We start from the raw sequence: 21,418 nt of genomic DNA on the forward strand, positions 1-21,418 counted from the left end.
GAAAGGAGGGCAAGATGGCTCTTATGGCTGACATGACCGGTCCGCACGTGTTCGAGCAGGTCGAAGAGCGCCCCCTCACCGTGGACGACTTGGAGACGATGCCCGATGACGGTCGCCGGTACGAATTGCTCGACGGGAGCTTGCTCGTGACCCCGGCGCCGGGGTACCGGCACCAAAGGGTCGTTCTGCTGCTCGGGATGCTGCTCGAAGAAAAGTGCCCGGAGGGATTCTCAGTTCTCCCGGCACCGTTCGCGCTGCGGACGTCCAGTACCAGTGAGCTGCAACCGGACGTGCTGGTCGCCCCTGACGAGGACTTCACCGAGACGCACCTGCCGGTGCCGCCGACGCTGGTGGTCGAGGTCCTTTCCCGCAGCACCGCGCTGCACGACCGGAACTCGAAGAAGGCGCTGTACGAGGAACTGGGCGTCGAGTGCTACTGGGTCATCGACCCGGCCATCCCCAGCGTGGAAGTGCACGAGCTGGACGATGAAGGCCACTATCAGCAGATCGCCGAGGTCAAGGGCTCGGACGCATTCGAAGCGGAGCGGCCGTTCCCCGTCCGCGTGGTGCCCGCCGAGCTGAGCAAGCGGCGGGGCGATGAATGACCACCGGCCCCGGCTCGTCACCGCCGGCGAGCCGGGACCGGCTGATCTGTCCGACCGCTGTTCTGCATGGTGCTTCTGATCGCCTGCCCATCGGCTCGGCGAACTCAGCGTCCAACCGTTCTCGCGCTCCAACCCGGTAAGGCAGCGCTACCCGTGCCATGCAGTAGCGCCAACCGGTCTCGATCCGCAACTCGTGGTCGTGATCCCGCCGCGGCTACTGCTGACCGCTGACCGCCGTAGCAGTGCTAGTGCGATTCCAGGAACGCGTACACGTCGGCTTCGTCCACGCCGGGGAAGGTGTCCGACGGCAGCGCGGAGAGCACGTGCGAGTGCGCCCGCGCGGACGGCCACACCATGCCCTGCCACCGGTTGGCGAGTTCGGTCGGTGGCCGCTGGCAGCATTCGCCGTTCGGGCAGCCGGACTTCGAGTGGTTCGTCGTCTCCCGCCCCCGGAACCAGCGCGACTCGGTGTACGGCACGCCCAGCGTGATCGCGAAATCCCGCCCGCGGTTCGGGTCGACGTGCGCGACGCACCAGTGCGTGGCACCTGGTTTGTCCGTGTACTGGTAGTAGGTCGAATAGCGGTCCGGCGAGGCGAACACCATCCGGCCCGCCCAGTGCCGGCACATCCGCTGCCCTTCGATGGCGCCCGCCGGGTCGGTGGGGAAGACCAGCCCGTCGTTCTCGTACGCCTTGTAGATGATGCCCGTCTCGTCGTTGCGCACGAAGTGGCACACCAGGTCCAGGTACTGCGTGGCAAGGTTGGTGAACCGGTGCGCGGCCATCTCGTAGGACACCGAGAACACGTCCCGCAGGTCCTCCACCGCCAGGTCGCGGTCCGCCTTGGCCTGCTGGAGGAAGCTGACCGCGGCCCGTTCCGGCACCAGCACCGCGGCCGCGAAGTAGTTCGCTTCCACCCGCTGGCGCAGGAAGTCGGCGAAGTCCCGCGGCTGCTCGTGCCCGAGGGTGAGGTGGCCGAGCGTCTGCAGCAGGATCGTGCGCGGACTGTGCATCCCCAGTGATTCCCGCCGCAGGAAGATCCGGTTGTGCCGCAGGTCCGTGATGGAGCGGACCGAGCGCGGCAGGTCGGCGACGAACCGCAGGCCATAGCCCATGTGCGTGGCGATGGACTGGATGACCCCTTCGGACAGCGCGCCGCCGTGGTAGCCGACCCGGTCCAGGACTCCGGACGCGGCCTTCTCGATCTCCGGGAAGTAGTTGCCGTGCTCGCGCATCATCTGCCGCAGCGAGGCGTTCGCCTTGCGGGCCTCCTCGGGAGTGGCGACCTGCTTGGTCTCCCGCCGCTTCAGCTCGTCGTAGAGCGCCAGCACGTGTTCGAGGGCCTCGGTGGGCACCCGCTTGCCCACCTTCAGCGGCGGCACGTCCAGCCGCTGGTAGGTCGGGTCGAGCTGCGCCTGCTCGACGGCGATCTCCAGCTCCGCCCGCCGGTTCGGCGCTTTTTTCGACAGCAGCTCGTCCACCGAGCTGCCCAGCGCGTCGGCCAGCGAGCGCAGCAGCGACAGCTTCGGCTCGCGGTGTCCGTTCTCCAGCAGGGAGAGCTGCGAGGGCGCGCGCCCCACGCGTTCGCCCAGCTCAACGAGGGTGAGACCGGCAGCGCGGCGCAGGTGCCGCAGCCGCTGACCGAAGACCAGGAGGTCTTGGTCGGTAGAAAAATTACGGTCTTCTTCGGCGGCGAAGTCGGGCATGGCTTGATGCTAGCAGAAAAACAGCCGAAATTTCTACGATTTTCTTCTCGATCGGACCGGGGTCGTCGGCCAACACTAGGGGCAGCAACGGCACGAACCGTCCCGGAAGGGGAAGACCATGAGCCTCCAGCCTGGAACCCGCCAGCAGGCGATCAAGGCCGCCGAGGAACTCCAGCGGGAGTGGGACAACGACCCCCGCTGGAAGGGCATCGAGCGCACTCATACCGCCGCGGACGTCGTCCGCCTGCGCGGTTCCGTGCAGGAGGAGCACACCCTGGCCCGGCTCGGCTCCGAGCGGCTGTGGAACCTGCTCAACGACAACGACTACATCAACTCGCTGGGCGCGCTGACCGGCAACCAGGCGGTCCAGCAGGTCCGCGCCGGGCTCAAGGCCATCTACCTGTCCGGCTGGCAGGTCGCCGCGGACGCCAACCTGGCCGGTGAGACCTACCCGGACCAGAGCCTCTACCCGGCGAACTCGGTCCCGCAGGTGGTCCGCCGGATCAACAACGCCCTCAAGCGCGCCGACCAGATCAGCTGGTCCGAGGCGCTGGACCCGGAGGCCGAGGAGACCGAGTCGGAGCCGACGAACTGGCTGGCGCCGATCGTCGCCGACGCCGAGGCCGGTTTCGGCGGCGTGCTCAACGCCTACGAGCTGATGAAGGGCATGATCTCCGCGGGTGCCGCGGGTGTGCACTGGGAGGACCAGCTGGCCTCCGAGAAGAAGTGCGGCCACCTGGGCGGCAAGGTGCTCATCCCCACCAGCCAGCACGTCAAGACGCTGAACGCGGCGCGCCTGGCCGCGGACGTGGCCGGCACCCCCTCGCTGGTCATCGCCCGCACCGACGCGCAGGCCGCGACGCTGCTGACCAGCGACGTGGACGAGCGCGACGAGCCGTTCCTGACCGGTGAGCGCACCTCGGAGGGCTTCTTCAAGGTCCGCAACGGCATCGAGCCCTGCATCAGCCGCGGCCTGGCCTACGCGCCGCACGCGGACCTGATCTGGATGGAGACCTCGAAGCCGGACCTGGAGGTCGCCAAGCAGTTCGCCGAGGCGATCAAGGCCAAGTACCCGGACCAGATGCTGGCCTACAACTGCTCGCCGTCGTTCAACTGGCGCAAGAACCTGGACGACAGCACCATCGCCAAGTTCCAGCGCGAACTCGGCCACATGGGCTACAAGTTCCAGTTCATCACGCTGGCCGGGTTCCACGCGCTGAACCACAGCATGTTCGACCTGGCCAAGGGCTACGCCGCCGACGGCATGACCTCGTACGTGGACCTGCAGGAGCGGGAGTTCGCCGCGGAGGCGCAGGGCTACACCGCCACGCGCCACCAGCGCGAGGCGGGCACCGGCTACTTCGACCTGATCAGCACCGCGGTGAACCCGGACTCGTCCACCACCGCGCTGGCCGGCTCGACCGAGACCGCCCAGTTCTGATCGAAAGCTCGCCCGGTGTCGGACCCGGGTGGCCGGGCCGAGGCGTCTGATCCGGACTCCTCGGCCCGGCACCAGAGTTGAGCGCTCGTCGCGGGAGCGCTCATCCGGAACGCACCAGAGGCCCTGTGGCGGGGTGTGCGAGATCGCAATGGTGCGAGTGGGCGGGGACCCTCCGGGGTTCCCGCCCACTTTTTCATGCTCACACGTTCCGGTGACGGCTGTATCAGATCGAACGCTTCGCGCCTCTTCATCGCAGAACCATCTTTGCGGCACCGAGAGCGAAGGGAATTCGACGATGCGGATCGAGGCAGGAGTGGGGCGTCCGTTCAGCGTGCACGACCTGGAGGGACTGCCCGAGGACGGCAGGCGCTACGAGCTGATCGACGGTGAGCTGCTGGCGAGCGCGGTGCCGGGATGGCCGCACCAGGGCGCGGTGGTCGAACTGGCCTCGCAGCTGCACATCGCGTGCACGTCGCCGTACCGGGTGCTCGCCGCGCCGTTCGCGGTGCGACCGGACCCGTTCACCGAGCTGCGACCGGACATCCTGGTGGCGCGGCACGACGACCTGACGTTGCGGAACCTGCCGTCCGCGCCGGTGGTCGCGGTGGAGGTGGTGTCGCCGAGCAGCCGGATCAAGGACGAGAGCTTGAAGAAGGCCGTCTACGCGCGGCTGGGCACGCGGTTCTTCTGGCTCGTCGACCCCGATCTGGAGCAGCCGACGATCACCGCGTGGGAGTTGGTGGGTGGTTCGCGGTATCAGCGGATCGCGCGGGTTCGTGACGACGAGGTCTTCGAGAGCACCGAGCCGTTCGCGGTCAAGCTCGCCCCGGCGGATCTCGTGGCGGGACTGCGCCCGTGACCGGCTTGGTGTGTCCGTTGTGGACTGAACAGGTGGTTTCGGCAGGGGAGGTCGCTTGCCGGAACGTGGGGCGGAAATCTCGTAGCGGAACTTCCGCCCCACGCGGCCTCATCCAGGGGCGGCCGCCGGCATGGCGACGGCCGCCGGGGGAGTCGGTCAGGCCGCCAGGCCGAGGGCGTCCAGTGCGCCGCCGACCGACGAGAGCGTGTCGGCGACGGTCGCGTCCAGCGCCTCCGCGATCGGCGTCAGTTCCGCGGCGTTGGCCGGTAGCGCCAGACCGATCATCAGCGCGGGCACCGCCGTTGCGGCGAACGCGATGCGCTTGACCCGCGACCCGGCTTCGGCCTCGGTGGTCTGCTTGGCGGTTGTACTCATCGGTTTCTCCCGTTCTCGCGTGGTTTGCGGTGCCAAGAGATTCGTGGAGCGAGGTATTCGGAACAAGGCGATTAACAATTCGTTTTCCAGCTCGGTACACCCGCGCACCAGAGGTGGCGCGGCGCACAGACGAAGGGAGGTGGGGCCATCGGCCCAGGAGCTGGTTGGCCATCGGCTCAACGGGTTTCGGATGATCGGCTGCGGGGTGTGCCGGAGCGGATCACCGGCTTCCAGTGGGAGCGCCTCGCGGACGGAGCTGAAGCCGTTTGCCGCCGACGTCCGAGAAAGCATTGTCGCGCAAGCGTTTTCGGCGTCGAACCGGTGTGGTGCTCGCGATGTCGCGGGCAGGCGGCGCGACAACTAATGTGCCGGGCATGATCGAGCAGCGGACGGTGCCGGTGATCGCGGCGCCGATGGCGGGCGGGATCAGCACCCCGGAGCTGGCCGCGACGGTCAGCGGCATGGGCGGGTTCGGCTTCCTGGCCGCGGGCTACCTCACCGAAGAGGCGCTGAACGGGCAGATCGCCAGAGCGCGCGAGCTGACCGCGGAACCGTTCGGGGTGAACCTGTTCGTTCCCGGCCATCGGCGCAACATCGAGCTGGCGGCCTACCGCAGCCGCGTCCAAGCCCAGGCGCAGCACTACGGCGTCGAACCGGGGACAGCGCACTGGGACGACGACCTGTACCAGGCCAAGGTGGAACTGGTGATCGCCCAGCGGATGCCGGTGGTGTCGTTCACCTTCGGCTGCCCGGAATCGTCCACTGTGGAGCGGTTGCACTCGGTGGGGGCGGAAGTGGTCGCCACCGTGACCACGCCCTCGGAAGCGCGGCAGGCTGCGGAATCCGGGGTCGACCTGCTCTGCGTGCAAGGTTCCGAAGCCGGCGGTCACCGGGCGGTCTTCGACGACGATGAGGCGACGCGGGCCGGTGGTGAGTTGATCGGCCTGCTGGGCGCGCTGCGGTTGATCTCGGCAGAGGTCGAGCTGCCGCTGATCGCCGCGGGCGGGATCGTCACCGGTGCCGACGTGGCCGCGGTGCTCGCGTCCGGTGCGGTCGCGGCGCAGCTGGGCACGGCCTTCATGATCACGGATGAGGCGGGTACCGCGGCGGCCCAGCGTGCGGAGATCGCCGAGGGAACCCGGGCCACGGAGTTCACCAGAGCGTTCAGCGGACGTCCCGCGCGCGGGCTGGTGAACCGCTTCATGCGGGAGAACGGCCCGCACGCGCCCGCCGCCTACCCGCAACTGCACCACCTCACCAAGCCGGTGCGGGCAGCGGCCGGGAAAGCCGGAGACCCGGAAGCCATGTCGCTGTGGGCGGGGCAGACCTACTCGCAGGCCGCTGCTCGGCCCGCCGCGGAACTGGTCCAGGATCTCGTGGACGGTGCGCGGCGAGCGTTCGACTCCGGACGCGGCAAGCTGCCCTGAACCGCCGGTATTCGCGGAACACCGCGCCGTGGACGGTCTTCGTGCTCGCTGACCGTTGAAGGACCGCGAAAACACCTGGATGCGCGGGCGGAGCAGCGCATAGGTTGGCGCGGTGGGTTATGTGCGGTCGGTGAACGTGGCGGTGCTGCGTACCGGTGAGTGGACCGGGCGGATGGGGCGAACAGGGATCGACAAGCGTCCGGTGGACGATCCGGTCGAGTTCACCCCGAGCGGAGTGCGCGGTGATCAGGTGATCGACACCAAGCACCACGGAGCCTGGTACCAGGCGGCCTATGCCTTCGACACCGAGGATCTGGGGTTCTGGTCCGCGGAGCTGGGCCGGGAGCTGGTGCCGGGCAACGCGGGGGAGAACCTGAGCCTTCTCGGCTGCGAGAGCAGTTTCGCGGTGATCGGCGAGCGCTGGCGCATCGGCGCCGCCGTGCTGCGGGTGACCGGACCGCGCAACCCGTGCCGGGTCTTCGCCGGCTTCTGGCAGCACAAGGGCCTGGTGAAGCGGTTCGCCGAAATCGGCAGGCCGGGGGCTTACCTCGCGGTGGAGGAATCCGGCGACATCCGCGCCGGGGACGAGGTCCGGATGCTGAGCAAGCCCGGCCACGCGGTCACGGTGGCGGACGTTTTCGCGCTCGCCATGGGGGACCGGGATCGCCGCGAGCAGGTGGCGCCCGCGGCGCAGGACCTGCCGCCGAAGTGGCGTCGTCAGCTGCGGCTAGAAGAGCTCACCGGTCGGGCAGACATTCGATGATGCCGTAACCCCCCGACACGCGGGTGACCGCCGCGACGAACAGCCCGGCGGCCGAGGCGATCCGGTCGGTCCGGTCCAGATCCCGCATCCGGCCGCCCACGTAGATCATCATCCGCAGGTCCATCTCGGTGAACGCTTCCGGGGCGCCGGGCAGCAGCTCGATGATCAGCACGCTGCCGTCCGCGCCCGCGGCCTCCGCGCAGCGGGCGAGTATGCGGATCGCGTCCTCGTCGTCCCAGTCGCCGAGGACGTCGCTCAGCACGTAGGCGTCCGCCGAGTCCGGCAGCGGGTCGAAGAAGCTCCCGGTGACCACTTCGACGCGGTCCCGCAGACCGCGCGAACGCAGGTACTCGTCGGCGTTGAGGGCCGGTCCGGCCAGGTCGACGACCATGCCGCGAACGTCCGGGTACCGCTGCAGGATCGCGTCGATCAGCACGCCCTTGCCGCCGCCGATGTCGGCGACCCGGCCGAACCGGTCCCAGTCCAGTTCGTCGGCCACCACCGGAGCGAGGGTGCTCGACTTCGTCTCCATCAGGTCGTCGAAGGAGTCCGACAGTTGCGCGCTGTGCGCGAGGTCTTCCCAGAACGAGCGGCCGAACGCAGCCCGGTACGCCGGGTGGTGCCCGCGCACCTGCTCGATCAGCTCCACGAAGGCCAGATCCGCGCGTCCGACCGCGCCGTCCAGATCGAGCCACTCCCTGGTGCCGCTCGGCGAGTCGCTCTCCAGCTCGCGCGAAGCGGCGTTCGGACCGAACACGTCGGGTTCCGGTTCGGTGAACATGCCGTGCTGCACCAGGTACCGCAACAGCCTGCCGAGCGGGTCGGCCTGCGCCTCGCTCCTCTTGGCGATCTCCTCCAGCGCGACCGGCCGGTCCCGGACGATGTCGGCCACGCGCAACGTCGCGACCGTTCGCACGGCGAACGGCTTCACCAGGTCTGCCATTGCCCAGATGTCCACCGGCTCCGGGGCCATGCGCCGCAGCATAGGCGCCGTAAGTGACCTGGGCAGAGCCGTCGGCGGGGCTGGGGAGTGCGTGAAAGCGGGTCAGTTGGCGGAACCACGGGCGTCTTCTGGCTGCGGCTGACGCCGCTCGTGCAGCTGCCCTAGTCGCCGAGCACGGCGACGATCCGCTCGGTGGTTTCGCTCATGTGCTCGCGCACCACCTCGCGCGCCCGCGCGGCTTCGCCCGCCTCGATCGCGTCGACGATCGGGGTGTGCCGCTGCCAGGCCATGTTGCGCACCGCCAGCTCCGGGCCGGAACGCACGATGGTCGCGCGGGTCAGCCCGGAGATGTTCTGCCAGGACTGCACGAGCGCGGCGTTGCCGGTCAGTTCGCACAGCAGCCGGTGGAACGCCAGGTCGTTCTCCACCAGTTCCGCCATGCCCTGCTGCTCGTCGCGGAGCCGGTCCACGGCCGCGCGCAGCGTGCTGATGATCTCGTCCCGCTCCGGCGCGCCGCATAGCAGCTCCACTGCGAGGACTTCCAGCGCCGCACGTACCGCGAAGATGTCGCGCACTTCGGCTTTCGTCAGCGCGCGCACCAGCAGCTTGCCGCGTTCGTCGGCGACGACGAGCCCTTCCTGCACCAGGTGCCGGAGTGCTTCGCGCAAGGTTCCGCGAGAGACCGAGAGCGCTTCGCTGAGCTCGGTCTCGATCAGCCGCCGCCCTGGTTCGAGCTGCCCGCTGCTGATCGCTTCCCGCAGCTTGTGCAGGGACTGCTCGCGCAACGTCTGCCGGTCGACGCCGCCCAGCGCCGGGACATCCAGGGACACGTGTGGATCGCCTCTCTGCTCGGGTCCGGGCTCATCGTAGTCCAAGACCCGGTCGTCCAGTGACAGTCGACTGTTGACAGTCGACGCGAGTTGGACGTTAACTGTGCGCCACCTAACGCACGAAGGAGTGACGGTCATGGTGCTGCGCGGGGATCCGGAGCCGAGCTGCCTGCCCGAACTGGGCTGCTCGACGATCTCGTTCCGCCACCGCCGGCTGACCGAGGCGCTGACGACGATCCGCGAGCTCGGTTTCGACGGAATCGACCTCGGTGGACTCCCCGGAGTCTGCGAGCACATCCCGCACCCGTTGGGCGAGGACACCGCAGGCATCGTGCGCGCAGTCGAGGAATCGGGCTTGCGCACCTGGGCGATCAACGTCGACCCGGGGCCGCTGAACGATCCCGCGCTGTCCGAGCACGACCTGCTCGAATCCGGGCGGCGGTTGGTGCGGCTGGCCGCTCGCCTGAACGCCGCCATGATCGTGCCCTGCGGAGCGCAGACCCGGACGCCGTTCGTGGCCGAAGACGCCGATCTGGACCGGCTCGCGCGCGGCCTGCGCGCACTCGGCGAGCTCGCCGCGAGCAACGGGGTGCGGTTGCTGGTGGAGGGCCTGCACCACTTCCGGTTCTGCCACACCGCCGAGCGCGCGATCGCGCTGCTGGAGCGGGTTCCTGCCGAAGCGGCCGGGCTCGTTTACGACGTCAGCCACGTCGTCGCGGGTGGCATCGACGAGGTGGCGCTGGCGCGGGAACTCGCTACCCGCGTCGAGCACGTGCACTACCGGGACGCCGCGCCCGGCGAGATCAACCTCAGCATCGGCCGCGGCCGCGCGGACTTCGCCGGAGTGATCGCGGCGCTGGCCGAGAACCCCGGCAACCGCCGCCACGTGCTCGAACTCGAAACCCACGACGTGGCCGAAACCGACCGTCCCGCCGCGGCCGCCGCCGCTCGCGACGACGTCCGCGCACTGCTGGCCGGCTGACCCGGCCGGTTCCCGACGACCGAGATCTGGAGGACCCGCATGTCCGAAACCGCACGTACCGCAGTCATCACCGGAGCCGGATCCGAGCGCGGCATCGGGCGGGAGACCGCCCGGCAGCTGGCCGCGGCCGGTTTCGACATCGCGGTGCTGGACGTCGACGGCGACGCCGCCGAGCGCACCGCGGGTGTCGTCGCCGAGGAGCACGGGGTCCGCGCACTCGGCGTGCGCGCCGACGTCACCGACGAGTCCTCGGTGGACTCCGCGGTCTCCGCCGTCGAATCCGCCGATCTGCCGCCGATCGCGACGCTGGTCAACAACGCGGGAATCACCCGCCCGACCCGCTTCCTGGACATCGAGCAGGACGAGTGGGAGCTGGTGTTCCGGGTCAACGTCACCGGGACGTACCTGGTCACGCGGCGGGTGCTGCCCGGGATGGTCGAGCGCGGCTACGGGCGCATCGTCAACGTCTCCTCGGTCAGCGCGCAACGCGGCGGCGGGGTGTTCGGCGGGTCGCACTACTCGGCGGCCAAGGCGGCCGTGCTCGGGCTGACCAGGGCGCTGGCGCGGGAGGTCGGACCGAACGGAGTGGTGGTCAACGCGGTCGCCCCGGGCCTGGTGGACACCGACATCACCGGCGGACTGCTCAGCGGTGAACGCAAGGAAGAACTGATCTCCGGAGTCCCGGTGGGGCGCAACGGCCGGACCACCGACGTGGCGAGCACGATCACCTTCCTCGCCGGCGAATCCGTCGGCTACATCACCGGCGCCACCTTCGACATCAACGGCGGCTCGCACATCAACTGACCGCCTGGCCCGCCCGGCCGCGCCGGGCGCGCCGCAATGGCGAGGACCACGGAAAGAGCGACAAGGATGTCCAACTCCCTCCTCCTGCTGCACACCGCGATCACGGTGCTCGGAATCGTGGGCTTGATCGTGGGTGCGCGGCTGAACCCGGTGATCGTGCTGGTGCTGGGTTCGCTGTACCTCGGCCTGGCCACCGGGCTCGGTTTCGAAGGCACCGCGAAGGCCGTCACGACCGGGTTCGGCGATCTGATGGCCGAGGTCGGGCTCATCATCGGGTTCGGCGTGCTGCTCGGTTCGCTGCTGTCGGCGACCGGGACGTTGCAGCGGATCGTCGAGCTGTTCCTGAAGGCGTTCGGGAAGGACCGGTCGCCGTACGCGCTGGGCTTGTCCGCGGGCGTGGTGTTCCCGGCGATCTACTTCGACGTGGCCCTGGTGATGCTGGCGCCGATGGCGCGCTCGGTGGCCGCCCGCACCGGTGCGAGCGTGGCGGCCGTCGGCGGCGCGCTGGCGATCGGCTTGGAGGTCGGGCTGCTGATGGTGCTGCCGGGTGCGGCGGCATTGGCGATCAGCGGTTCGCTCGGCGTCGGCCTCGGCATGATGCTGCTGTTCGGCATCGGGATCGGCGTGGCATCGATCGTCATCGCGGTGTTCCTGCACGGCAGGCTCATGCGCCGCACCTGGAACCCGGCCAAGGACGAAGCGCACGTCGATGACGGCATCGAAGGCATGGCCGTGGGCTCCGCGGAAACCCCGAAGCGCACCTTGCCGCTGATCGTGCTCGTGCTGCCGGTGCTGGTGCCGTTGCTGCTGATCGTGCTGGGCACGGTGACCGAGACCGCGGGCGCGCGGGTCGGCTGGATCGCGTTCCTGGCCGACCCGGTGGTGGCATTGCTGATCGGTCTCGTGCTCGGCTGCGCGATCACGGTGTGGACGTTGTCCAGGGACGCCGTCGAGCGGGCGTTGAACAAGGGCGCGGCCACCAGCGGCACGATCCTGCTGTTCACCGGCGTGGCAGGTTCGCTCGGCGAGGTGATCAGCCGGACCGGCGTCGGCGACGTGGTGAGCGGCCTGTTCCACGCGGGCAGTGCGTCGCCGCTGCTGCTCGCGTGGCTGGTGGCGGCGTTGCTGCGGCTGGCGCAGGGCTCGGGCTCGGTCGCGGCGATCACCGCGGCGACGCTGCTGGCGCCCGTCGTCGGTGGCCTGGGCACGGCGCCGGTGCTGGTCGCGCTGGCCGCGGCGGCAGGGGCGAGCTTCGGCGGCCACGTCAGCGACAACACGTTCTGGATGTTCCGCACGCTGCTGAGCCTGTCCACCCGCGGCGCGTTCCAGGTCTACACGGTCGCCCAGTCGATCATGTCGGTGGTGGCGCTGGCTCTCGTGCTCGTCGCGGACCTGGTCAGCTGAGGCCCCGCCACGCACCAAAGCCCCCCGAGCGGGGGCTTTCGTGCTGTTCGGGGACGTTTCGCAGCGGGCCGCACCCGATCGGTTCAGGTAGATGTGACGTGCGGCACCTGTTGCGGTGGCAGGCCCCGGCGCAATGATTGGGTGGCCAAAGGTTGGAAGGCCGAGTAATCGGCCCGTTCGGCGGCGGGCATCAACGGCGAGATCGGTGAAAGGTTCGGTGCGGTATGTCCCAGGAGTTGACGCACTTCATCGGCGGCGAGCGGGTCGCCGGGACCTCCGGGAACTTCGGTGACGTGTTCGATCCGAACACCGGGCAGGTGCAGGCGGCGGTGCCGTTGGCCTCGACCGGCGAGGTCTCCGCCGCCGTCGCCGACGCGGCCGCGGCGCAACCGGCGTGGGCGGCGCAGAACCCGCAGAAGCGGGCCCGGGTGCTGATGCGCTTCCTGCAACTGGTCAACGACGAGATGGACTCGCTGGCCCGGCTGCTGGCCGCCGAGCACGGCAAGACCGTCCCGGACGCCAAGGGCGACATCCAGCGCGGCCTGGAGGTCGTCGAGTTCGCCGTCGGCATCCCGCACCTGCTCAAGGGCGAGTACAGCGAGAACGCGGGAACCGGCATCGACGTCTACTCGATGCGCCAGCCGCTGGGCGTGGTCGCGGGCATCACCCCGTTCAACTTCCCGGCGATGATCCCGCTGTGGAAGGCCGCACCTGCCATCGCGGCGGGCAACTCCTTCGTGCTCAAGCCCTCCGAACGGGACCCGTCGGTGCCGCTGCGGCTGGCGGAGCTGTTCGTCGAAGCGGGCCTGCCGCCGGGCGTGCTCAACGTGGTCAACGGTGACAAGACCGCGGTGGACGCGGTGCTGACCGACCCGCGGATCGAGGCGGTCGGGTTCGTCGGCTCCTCGTCGATCGCGGAGTACATCTATTCGACCGCGGCCGCGCACGGCAAGCGCGCGCAATGCTTCGGCGGCGCGAAGAACCACATGATCGTGATGCCGGATGCGGATCTGGACCAGGCGGTGGAGGCGCTGGTCGGCGCCGGCTACGGCTCGGCGGGTGAGCGGTGCATGGCGATCTCGGTGGCGGTGCCGGTCGGGCAGGCCACCGCGGACGCGTTGGTGGAGAAGCTCACCGAGCGGGTGCGCAAGCTCAAGATCGGCACCAGCTTCACCGAGGATGCCGACTTCGGGCCGCTGGTGACCAGGCAGGCGAAGCAGCGGGCGGACGACCTGGTCACCGCAGGTGTCGACGAAGGGGCGGAGCTGCTGGTCGACGGTCGCGGGTTCGAGATGGCAGGCCACGAGGGCGGCTTCTTCGCGGGTGCCTCGCTGTTCGACCACGTCACGCCGGACATGCGGATCTACCGGGAGGAGATCTTCGGTCCCGTGCTGTCGGTGGTGCGCGCGGCCGATTACGAGGAGGCGCTGCGGCTGCCGAGCGAGAACGAGTACGGCAACGGGGTCGCCATCTTCACCAGGGACGGCGACGCGGCGCGCGAGTTCGTCAGCCGCGTCGACACCGGGATGATCGGGGTGAACGTGCCGATCCCGGTGCCGATCGCGTACCACACCTTCGGCGGCTGGAAGCGCTCCGGCTACGGCGACCTGAACCAGCACGGCCCGGACTCGATCAAGTTCTACACCAAGACCAAGACGGTCACCTCGCGCTGGCCGTCCGGGCTCAAGGAAGGCGCCAGCTTCACCATTCCGACCATGAACTGAGCTCGGTGAGCCTGCCCCACAGGTGAGGAGTCAGACGTGTCCGTTGCAGCGGTAACCGGCCCCACCGGCGCGGCGTCGCCGTTCGAGCTGTCCGAGGACCAGCGCGCGATCCAGCAGACCGCCCGCGAGTTCGCCGCCGAACAGCTCGCGCCGCACGCGGTGCAGTGGGACCAGGACAAGCACTTCCCGGTGGAGGTGCTGCGCACCGCCGGGGAACTGGGCATCGGCGGGATCTACGTCGACGACGCCTACGGCGGCACCGGCCTGAGCCGGTTCGACTCGGTGCTCATCTTCGAGGCGCTGGCCTCCGGTGACCCTTCGGTGGCGGCGTACCTGTCGATCCACAACATGGTCGCCGGGATGATCGACCGGTTCGGCGACGCCGAGCAGAAAGCCCAGTGGCTGCCCGGGTTGTGCTCGCTGCAGCAGCGGGCGAGCTACTGCCTGACCGAACCGGAGGCGGGCTCGGACGCGGCCGCGCTGCAGACCCGCGCGGTGCGCGACGGGGACGACTACCTGCTCACCGGGGTCAAGCAGTTCATCTCCGGCGGCGGCAGCTCGGACGTCTACGCGGTGATGGCGCGCACCGGGGACACCGGGTCCGGCGGCATCTCCACGTTCCTGGTCGAAGCCGGTGCGCAAGGGCTCTCGTTCGGGCCGAACGAGCGCAAGATGGGCTGGAACGCCCAGCCCACCCGGCAGGTGCTGTTCGACGAGGTCCGGGTGCCCGCGAGCAGGCGGCTGGGGCCGGAGGGCATCGGGTTCAAGATCGCCATGGCGGGGCTGGACGGCGGCCGGCTCAGCATCGCGGCCTGCTCGCTCGGGGGCGCGCAGGCCGCGTTGGACAAGAGCCTTGCCTATGTCCGGGAGCGCAGCGCGTTCGGATCGAAGCTCAGCGAGTTCCAGGTGCTGCAGTTCAAGCTCGCCGACATGGCGACCGATCTGGAGGCCGCGCGGATGCTGCTGTGGCGCGCGGCGTGGGCGCTGGACACCCGCGATCCGGACGCCACCCGGCTGTGCGCGATGGCCAAGCGGCTGGCCACCGACGCGGGCTTCGCCGTGGCGAACGAGGCACTTCAGATCCACGGTGGTTACGGATACCTTGCCGAGTACGGCCTGGAGAAGATCGTTCGCGACCTGCGCGTGCACCAGATCCTCGAAGGCACCAACGAGATCATGCGCTTGATCATTTCCCGTGGATTGCTGGAGTCGGCATCATGACATCAACCGCCCCGGAAGTTCTGCTCAACGTAGAGGGCGCGCTCGGACGGATCACGCTCAACCGCCCCAAGGCGATCAACTCGCTCACCTTGGAGATGGTGCGGTCGATCACCGAGGCACTTGAGCAGTGGCGTTCCGACGACCGGGTGCGCGCGGTGCTCATCGAGGGCGCCGGGGAACGCGGCCTGTGCGCGGGCGGGGACATCCGCGCGCTCTACGACGCGGCCAAGGCCGACGACGACTCGCTGCCGAAGGCGTTCTGGAGCGAGGAGTACCGGCTCAACGCGGCGCTGTCGCACTACCCGAAGCCCGTGGTCGGGCTGATGGACGGCGTGTGCATGGGCGGCGGCGTGGGCATCACCGCGCACGGTTCGCACCGGGTGGTCACCGAACGTTCCAAGGTCGGGATGCCGGAGACCGGAATCGGGTTCGTGCCCGACGTGGGCGGCACCTACCTGCTCTCGCGCGCGCCGGGTGAGTTCGGCACGCACCTGGCGCTGACCGGTACTCCGGTCGGCGGCGCGGACGCGATCGCGCTGGGCCTGGCCGACGATTTCGTGCCCAGCGACCGGCTCGAAGAGCTGGTCGCGGCGTTGACCGATGGCGAGGTGGACGCGGCGCTGGCCAGGTTCGCCACCGAGCGCCCGCCCGCACCGCTGGCGGCGCACCGGGAATGGATCGAAGCGGCCTATTCCGCCGACCGCGTGGAAGACGTCCTCACCAGGCTGCGCGCGCGCCCGGAAGAAGCCGCGCAGCAGGCCGCCGACGCCATCGAGACCAAGTCGCCGACCTCGCTGAAGATCACGCTGCGCGCCCTGCGGTCGCGCCCGGACACCTTGGAGCAGGCGCTCGACCAGGAATACCGGCTGGCGCTGGCCACCGTTTCGGTCGGCGATTTCGTGGAGGGCGTGCGCGCCACGCTCGTCGACAAGGACAAGGACCCGAAGTGGTCGCCGGAGCGCCTGGACGAGGTGACCGACGAGTTCGTCGAGCGGTTCTTCGCCCCGCTCGGCGCCGCGGAATTGGGACTCGCAGCGGACTGATCCCGCTGCAGCCGGGGCCGTCCCGGCCGATCGGCAGAAGGGAACGTGACAATGGCTGTCATCGCTTTCATCGGGCTGGGCCACATGGGCGGGCCCATGTCGGCGAACCTGGTCAAGGCCGGGCACGCGGTGCGCGGGTTCGACCTGGCCCCTGCGGCGCTGGCGCAGGCGCGGGCGAACGGCGTGACCACCGCGGACTCGGCGGCCGATGCGGTGGCCGGGGCGGATGCGGTGATCACCATGCTGCCCAGCGGCAAGCACCTGCTGGACTGCTACCGGGAGGTGCTCGGTTCGGTGCAGCCGGGTGCGCTGCTGATCGACTGCTCCACGGTCGACGTCGCCGACGCGCGGGCGGCGCACGAGGCGGCGGGCGCGGCCGGGTTCGGTTCGCTGGACGCCCCGGTCTCCGGCGGTACCGCGGGCGCAGAGGCGGGCACGCTGACGTTCATGGCGGGCGGTGCCGCCGACGTGTTCCAGCGCGCGGAGGCGGTGCTGGAACCGATGGCGCGCAAGGTGATCCACTGCGGCGGCGCCGGGCACGGGCAGGTCACCAAGATGTGCAACAACCTCATCCTTGGCGCGTCGATGATCGCGGTCAGCGAGGCTTTCGTGCTGGGCGAGCGGCTCGGGCTGAGCAACCAGGCGCTCTACGACGTCGCCTCGATCTCCACCGGGCAGTGCTGGTCGCTGACCACGAACTGCCCGGTGCCGGATCTGGTGGAGACCAGCCGCGCGAACCACGACTACGAGCCGGGGTTCTCCGCGGCGCTGATGCTCAAGGACCTGCGGCTGGCCGAGTCCGCGGCCGAGCAGAGCGGCACCGACACCGCGATCGGGCAGCTGGCCACCGAGCTGTACCAGCGGTTCAACGCCGAGGGCGGCGGCGAGTACGACTTCGGCGCGATCATCCGCTCCATCCGGGAGCACTCCGGTGCCGAGGGCACGGTGACGCCGTCCGGATCGGCGGAGGCCACCGGCACGGCGTGAGCTCCGGCCCGGGTTCATCGGGTTGCAACCCGGGCGTAGGCTCCGCGCCGTGATGGACTGGCTGTTCGAGTTGTGGGACGCCGTCGAGCTGTGGCTCGTGCAGCTGTGGTACCCGCTGCAGGTGACGCTGGTGCTGGCGGTGCTGCTGCCGGTGTGCTTCGGCTTGGCGAAGGTGCTCGACCGGGGCATCGACGGGCTCGGCGCGAAGCTGACGCGGCTGCGCGATGCCGAGCCGCCGGTGCGTTCCCGCCCGAAGGCGCAGCGGTAGTGAACCGCGTGTCCTCCCGCAAGCGGATCACGATCGCCCTGGTCGGGCTGATCGTGCTGGTGGTGGTCGGCTGGTTCGTGCAGCAGCGCTCGGCCGACCCGTCCGCTCCCGCGGGCATGTCCCGGCCCGCGGTGAGCTCGCCGATGCCGGTTTCCTACGATTCGTGGCCGATCCGGAGTTCGTCCGGATCGGCTTTCGAGGTTGTGCGGGCCCGGGGCCTCCCGGTGCCCGGTGGCGGGCCGTGGGGCTGAGTCCCTTCCGGTCGCGGAATGGCCCCGCACAGCGGGAAAAGTGACGTTTTCGTGGTTGTCGACTTGCGCGGTTGAGTGGGATGTTTGCGACGAAGCTGCTGGCGGCTAAACGGCCCGGCAAGGTCTTCCGGAAGGAGTCTGCGGTGGGCGAGCAGGAGCAGCCTGAGCAGAGCGCGGTGAGCGCCCGCGAGGCCGCTGCGGCGGCCGAGCAGCGGGGCGCGGTACCGCACGTCCTCGACGGCCGGGAGCTGGTGAACAAGCGCACCACGCTGGAGGGCATCGCGGCGGCGCTGTCCTTCCCGGAGTGGGCGGGCCGCAATCTGGACGCGCTCTACGACTGCCTCACCGACCTGTCCTGGCTGCCCGAGGGCGAGCACGTGCTGATCTGGTCCGGCTCCACCTCGCTGGCCCAGCACGACCCGAGGGCCTACGAGAAGATCAACTCGGTGTTGCGGGACGCGGCCCGCAACACCGTCTGCGGCCGCTCCTTCGAACCGGTGCTCACCCGCGACTGAGCGGACGCCGAGCTGCGGGTGGACCGGTCCATCCTTCGGGCCGTGTTCAGGATTCCTGTTCGGGCACCCAAGAAGCCGGGCGCTTCTCCTTGAAGGCGCGCATTCCCTCCTGGCCCTCTTCCGAGGCGAAGTGGTGGGCGGAGAGGTCGAGCATGGCGTCGAAGTCCTCGTTGAGGGTGCTCGCCCGCGGGCGGCGCAGCATCGCCTTGGTGGCGGCCAGGGCGTTCGGGGCGCCGCGGGTGAGCAGGTCGGCGTAGCGGCGCGTTCGGGTGTCGAGTTCTTCGGCGGGAACGGCGGAGTTGAGCAGGCCGATCTCGACGGCCCGGTGGGCGTCGAAGGTCTCGCCGGTCAGGAACAGTTCGTGCGCGGCGCGCGGTTGCAGGCGCGGCAGCACGGTCAGCGAGATCACCGCGGGCACGACGCCGATTCGGACTTCGGAGAAGGCGAAGGTCGCCGTCTCGGCGGCGACGGCGAGGTCGCAGGCGGCGACGATGCCGACTCCGCCGGCGCGGGCGGGGCCCGCGAGTTTCGCGACGACCGGTTTCGGGCTGGTCCACAGCGTTTCCAGGATGTCGGGCAGTTCCCGCACGCCCTGGTCCTGCGAACCGGCGCCGCTGGATTCCTTCAGGTCCATGCCCGAGCAGAACACCGGCCCGGTGTGGTCCAGGATGACGACCCGCACCGCTTCGTCGGCCAACGCGGCGGCCAACTGCTCGCGGAGTTCGCGGCGCAACTGCGCGGACAGCGCGTTGCGGTTGTGCGGGGAGTCCAGCGTGATCGTCGCGATGCCCGCTTCGACGTTGCGGTGCACGAGTTCTTCGCCCATGCGGCGAACCGTAGCCGCCTGGGCAGCCGGGGAGCCAGGACTCAGGTCGGCGGGTAGCGGGTGAACCACTCCGCGGTATCCGGTGGTCGCGGGCCGAACTCCAACGCCGCGTCGTGCGCGAGCCGTTCGATCACGTCGTGCAGTTCCAGCTCGGCGCGCCACCGCTGCGGGATGGTCGCGGCGCCGCGCTGCGCGCCGACGAGGCTGCCGCACACCGCCCCGGTCGTCGCGCTGTTGCCGGAGTGGTTCACCGCCAGCGGCAGCGCGGCGTCGAAGTCGCCGTCCGCGACCAGCGCCGCGTACAGCCCGATGCCGAGCGCGTCCGCCGCGGTCCAGCCGGTTCCGATGCCGGTTTCCAAGTGCGTCGGCGTGGTTCCCGCGGAGCGGGCGTAGTGCACCGCCGCCGACAACCGGGCGGCGACTTCTTCGTGCCCGGGGTGGTTCCGCAGTTCCGCGGACGCCTCCTCCACGGCGGTGTTGAGGTCCTGACCGGCCATCAGGCGCGAAACCAGGAATGCGAGCGTCCCGGCGCTCAGGTGCGCCACGGGGTCGCCGTGGGTCAGCGCCGCGGTGTTCTGCCCGACGCGGAACACTTCGGACGGGTTCTCGCTCCACAGCGCGGCGGGCACCGCGCGCATCACCGCTGTGCTGCCCTTCGAGTCGCTGACCGGGTGCTGCGGCGTGCCCATCCGTTGCTGTCCCTTGGCGAAGGCGATGAGCGTGCGCATCATCGTCCGCCCGGGGTTGCGGGTCTGGAACAGCGCGCGGTGCCCGACCAGCCACCCGTCCGGTTCGCCGGTGCGCTCGAGGAATTCACCCGCGGCGCGGCTCCAGCTCAGGTGCTGGGTGTGCAGCCAGCGCTGGTAGGCGTGCTGGATGTGCCGGGACGGGTCGGCGATGTCGTGGTCGCGGCGGCGCACACCGGCGCGGATGGTGCCTTCCAGGGAGAACAGCAGCAGTTGCGTGTCGCTGCCGAGCCGCCCGGCCGGGTGCCCGGCGGGCACGTAATCGCGCAGACCGCGTTCGCCGTGCCGGTCTTGGATCTGGTCCCAGCTCTCGCCCGCGACGGGGCCGCCGAGCGCTTCGCCGATCGCGCAGCCCAGCACCGCGCCGAGGAACCGGTCGCGCGAGGCGGCCAGCCTGGGCACTGCGGTGATGCTGTTGCGCTGATCGGGTCGGCCGTCGGGGTCGCCGACCGGGTAGCGGGCGAACCAGTCGTCGGACTCGTCCGGGTAGGGCCCGAACTCCGCGGCGGCGTCCTCGGCGAGCTGCTCGAGCACCGTCCACGCGGGCGATTCCGCGGCCAGCTCCGGAGGAATCGCGGTCGGTCCGTGCGCGGCGCCGAGCAGCTGACCGCACAACACGGCGGTCGTGCCGACGTCCCCGGAGTGCTCGCTCGCTGACTCGATGGCCTTGGTGAAGTCGTCGGGGCAGGCCGCGCAGATGCGCAACGCGACCGCGAGCGCTTGCACGCCGCTGCGTCCGCCGCTCATCGCGTCCAGTTGGTCCCGCCGGGCGACGAAACCGATCGGGCTGGTCGAGCCGAGGTGCAGCGCGCGGTCCAGCAGCGCGGGCCGGGATTCGGCGGGCTGCCAGCGGGCCAGCGCACCGGGCAGCGCTTCGGCGAGCGGAATTCCCCGCAACAGCAGGGAAATCGCCGCGCCCGTCGCACCGGCCGGGCGGTTCCCGTCGGGGTGGCCGTGGGATAACGCCGCCAGTTCCCTGCCGAGGTCGAACCCGTCATCGGCCGACCACAGCGCCGCGACCGCTCCGATCGGCACTGCGGTGGCGCCCGCTGCGTGCGGCGAAGGTTTGCTCCCGGCGGCGATGCGGGTCAGCGCGGTCAGCAGCGCGGGCTCGTCGACGGCGGCGGAATGCAGCTCCGGCCTGCCCACCAGCCAGCCGTCCGGTTCGCCGCCGGGCGCGGGAACGCAGTCCTGCCAAGCGATTCCGCGAGTGTGCAGCCACCGTTGCAGTCCACTGAGGACGGAAGAGGTGGGGAGGCGGTGCCGTGCACGCGCAACGCGGTGTGCGCGCGGATCAGCCCTTCCAACGCGAACAGCACCGAGGTGGTGCGCTCACCGAGCCTGCCGAGCACGGTGTGTTCGGCCGCGGCCGCGCCGAGCAGCATCCCGGCGAACCGGCTCGCGGCCTCCGGCAGGTAGCCGTCCGGGCCGGCCAGCCCGGTCGCGGGCGTGGGCGGCTCGGGCTCGACGATCCGCTGGCGCAGCGCGGCGAACCACGGTGGCCGGGACAGCGGCCGGTCCCGCCACCAGCTCCACCGCTGGAGCAGCAGCCGCTCGTCGGCGTCGGGCGGGGCGGTTCCGGAGGCTGGGCTCGTTCCGGAAGGCGGGGCGGTCCGGCGCCGTTGCCGGTACGCGGCCAGCAACGCCCGTTCCGCATCGGTGAGCCCGCCAGAGCCCCTCGCGTCCGTCACCTGTGCA

Annotated in this window: 22 protein-coding genes; 15 read left to right on the plus strand and 7 right to left on the minus strand. The window is 70.2% G+C overall.

All coding sequences use genetic code 11. From position 1 onward, the window contains the following. Positions 1–14: 14 nt before the first annotated feature. Positions 15–605: a Uma2 family endonuclease gene (locus V1457_RS14245; RefSeq protein ID WP_200070944.1), complete on the plus strand. Its 591-nt coding sequence runs from the start codon at positions 15–17 to the stop codon at positions 603–605. Positions 606–850: 245 nt separating this feature from the next. On the opposite strand, the gene V1457_RS14250 is transcribed toward V1457_RS14245, so the two are convergent. After that, on the minus strand, positions 851–2,311 hold the full coding sequence (locus V1457_RS14250) for a helix-turn-helix domain-containing protein (RefSeq protein ID WP_200070945.1): 1,461 nt from the start codon (positions 2,309–2,311) through the stop codon (positions 851–853). A 118-nt stretch (positions 2,312–2,429) separates the two neighbouring features. Between V1457_RS14250 and aceA the strand changes: the two genes are divergently transcribed. Together aceA and V1457_RS14260 are read left to right on the plus strand one after the other, a co-directional pair. Then, a complete protein-coding gene (gene aceA, locus V1457_RS14255) occupies positions 2,430–3,752 on the plus strand; it encodes an isocitrate lyase (protein WP_200070946.1) in 1,323 nt (440 codons plus the stop codon). Positions 3,753–4,047: 295 nt separating this feature from the next. Beyond that, positions 4,048–4,611: a Uma2 family endonuclease gene (locus tag V1457_RS14260; protein ID WP_200070947.1), complete on the plus strand. Its 564-nt coding sequence runs from the start codon at positions 4,048–4,050 to the stop codon at positions 4,609–4,611. A gap of 156 nt (positions 4,612–4,767) precedes the next feature. Here the strand turns inward: V1457_RS14260 and V1457_RS14265 are convergent, their stop codons facing one another. Then, the gene (locus tag V1457_RS14265; RefSeq protein ID WP_295143649.1) at positions 4,768–4,986 is read right to left on the minus strand and encodes a hypothetical protein; all 219 of its coding nucleotides are present in this window, start codon (positions 4,984–4,986) and stop codon (positions 4,768–4,770) included. A 374-nt stretch (positions 4,987–5,360) separates the two neighbouring features. On the opposite strand from V1457_RS14265, the gene V1457_RS14270 reads away from it, so the two are divergent. Together V1457_RS14270 and V1457_RS14275 are read left to right on the plus strand one after the other, a co-directional pair. After that, positions 5,361–6,413, plus strand: a complete 1,053-nt coding sequence (locus tag V1457_RS14270; protein WP_338604376.1) for a nitronate monooxygenase — start codon at positions 5,361–5,363, stop codon at positions 6,411–6,413. Positions 6,414–6,525: 112 nt separating this feature from the next. Beyond that, positions 6,526–7,176, plus strand: a complete 651-nt coding sequence (locus V1457_RS14275) for an MOSC domain-containing protein (RefSeq protein WP_295143646.1) — start codon at positions 6,526–6,528, stop codon at positions 7,174–7,176. On the opposite strand, the gene V1457_RS14280 is transcribed toward V1457_RS14275, so the two are convergent. Beyond that, positions 7,151–8,149, minus strand: a complete 999-nt coding sequence (locus V1457_RS14280; protein ID WP_338604379.1) for a methyltransferase — start codon at positions 8,147–8,149, stop codon at positions 7,151–7,153. The genes V1457_RS14275 and V1457_RS14280 overlap by 26 nt on opposite strands. 131 nt (positions 8,150–8,280) lie before the next feature. Next, entirely contained in the window at positions 8,281–8,949 is a 669-nt protein-coding gene (locus V1457_RS14285) for a GntR family transcriptional regulator (RefSeq protein WP_200070949.1), read from the minus strand. A 136-nt stretch (positions 8,950–9,085) separates the two neighbouring features. On the opposite strand from V1457_RS14285, the gene V1457_RS14290 reads away from it, so the two are divergent. From V1457_RS14290 to V1457_RS14335, 10 genes are all read left to right on the plus strand, one after another. Then, a complete protein-coding gene (locus V1457_RS14290; protein ID WP_338604383.1) occupies positions 9,086–9,931 on the plus strand; it encodes a sugar phosphate isomerase/epimerase in 846 nt (281 codons plus the stop codon). Between the two features lie 39 nt (positions 9,932–9,970). Beyond that, entirely contained in the window at positions 9,971–10,735 is a 765-nt protein-coding gene (locus V1457_RS14295; protein WP_200070951.1) for an SDR family NAD(P)-dependent oxidoreductase, read from the plus strand. Positions 10,736–10,801: 66 nt separating this feature from the next. Then, the gene (locus V1457_RS14300; protein ID WP_338604387.1) at positions 10,802–12,139 is read left to right on the plus strand and encodes an SLC13 family permease; all 1,338 of its coding nucleotides are present in this window, start codon (positions 10,802–10,804) and stop codon (positions 12,137–12,139) included. Positions 12,140–12,363: 224 nt separating this feature from the next. Continuing rightward, entirely contained in the window at positions 12,364–13,863 is a 1,500-nt protein-coding gene (locus V1457_RS14305) for a CoA-acylating methylmalonate-semialdehyde dehydrogenase (RefSeq protein WP_200070953.1), read from the plus strand. A gap of 36 nt (positions 13,864–13,899) precedes the next feature. After that, entirely contained in the window at positions 13,900–15,084 is a 1,185-nt protein-coding gene (locus tag V1457_RS14310) for an acyl-CoA dehydrogenase family protein (protein WP_200070954.1), read from the plus strand. Further along, positions 15,081–16,127 carry an enoyl-CoA hydratase/isomerase family protein gene (locus tag V1457_RS14315; protein ID WP_338604393.1) on the plus strand — a complete coding sequence of 349 codons (1,047 nt, stop codon included), beginning with the start codon at positions 15,081–15,083 and terminating at the stop codon, positions 16,125–16,127. The genes V1457_RS14310 and V1457_RS14315 overlap by 4 nt, the downstream gene beginning before the upstream one ends. A gap of 51 nt (positions 16,128–16,178) precedes the next feature. Next, positions 16,179–17,114 carry a 3-hydroxyisobutyrate dehydrogenase gene (mmsB, locus tag V1457_RS14320; RefSeq protein ID WP_200070956.1) on the plus strand — a complete coding sequence of 312 codons (936 nt, stop codon included), beginning with the start codon at positions 16,179–16,181 and terminating at the stop codon, positions 17,112–17,114. A gap of 52 nt (positions 17,115–17,166) precedes the next feature. Continuing rightward, the gene (locus tag V1457_RS14325; RefSeq protein ID WP_233627694.1) at positions 17,167–17,382 is read left to right on the plus strand and encodes a hypothetical protein; all 216 of its coding nucleotides are present in this window, start codon (positions 17,167–17,169) and stop codon (positions 17,380–17,382) included. Continuing rightward, positions 17,382–17,633: a hypothetical protein gene (locus V1457_RS14330; protein WP_233627635.1), complete on the plus strand. Its 252-nt coding sequence runs from the start codon at positions 17,382–17,384 to the stop codon at positions 17,631–17,633. Before V1457_RS14325 ends, V1457_RS14330 begins: the two co-directional genes overlap by 1 nt. 143 nt (positions 17,634–17,776) lie before the next feature. Further along, positions 17,777–18,148 (plus strand): barstar family protein, encoded by a 372-nt coding sequence (locus V1457_RS14335; RefSeq protein ID WP_295143620.1) that lies wholly within the window; start codon positions 17,777–17,779, stop codon positions 18,146–18,148. Between the two features lie 46 nt (positions 18,149–18,194). On the opposite strand, the gene V1457_RS14340 is transcribed toward V1457_RS14335, so the two are convergent. Genes V1457_RS14340 through V1457_RS14350 form a run of 3 tightly spaced genes read right to left on the minus strand, consistent with a single transcriptional unit; the run spans position 18,195 to position 21,411 of the window. Further along, the gene (locus V1457_RS14340) at positions 18,195–18,974 is read right to left on the minus strand and encodes an enoyl-CoA hydratase-related protein (protein ID WP_295143617.1); all 780 of its coding nucleotides are present in this window, start codon (positions 18,972–18,974) and stop codon (positions 18,195–18,197) included. A gap of 41 nt (positions 18,975–19,015) precedes the next feature. Continuing rightward, positions 19,016–20,869: an ADP-ribosylglycohydrolase family protein gene (locus V1457_RS14345; protein ID WP_338604403.1), complete on the minus strand. Its 1,854-nt coding sequence runs from the start codon at positions 20,867–20,869 to the stop codon at positions 19,016–19,018. Then, a complete protein-coding gene (locus tag V1457_RS14350; protein WP_338604406.1) occupies positions 20,818–21,411 on the minus strand; it encodes a hypothetical protein in 594 nt (197 codons plus the stop codon). Before V1457_RS14350 ends, V1457_RS14345 begins: the two co-directional genes overlap by 52 nt. Positions 21,412–21,418 lie beyond the last annotated feature (7 nt).

This window comes from Saccharopolyspora sp. SCSIO 74807 (assembly GCF_037023755.1).
GTDB classification, from domain to species: domain Bacteria; phylum Actinomycetota; class Actinomycetes; order Mycobacteriales; family Pseudonocardiaceae; genus Saccharopolyspora_C; species Saccharopolyspora_C galaxeae.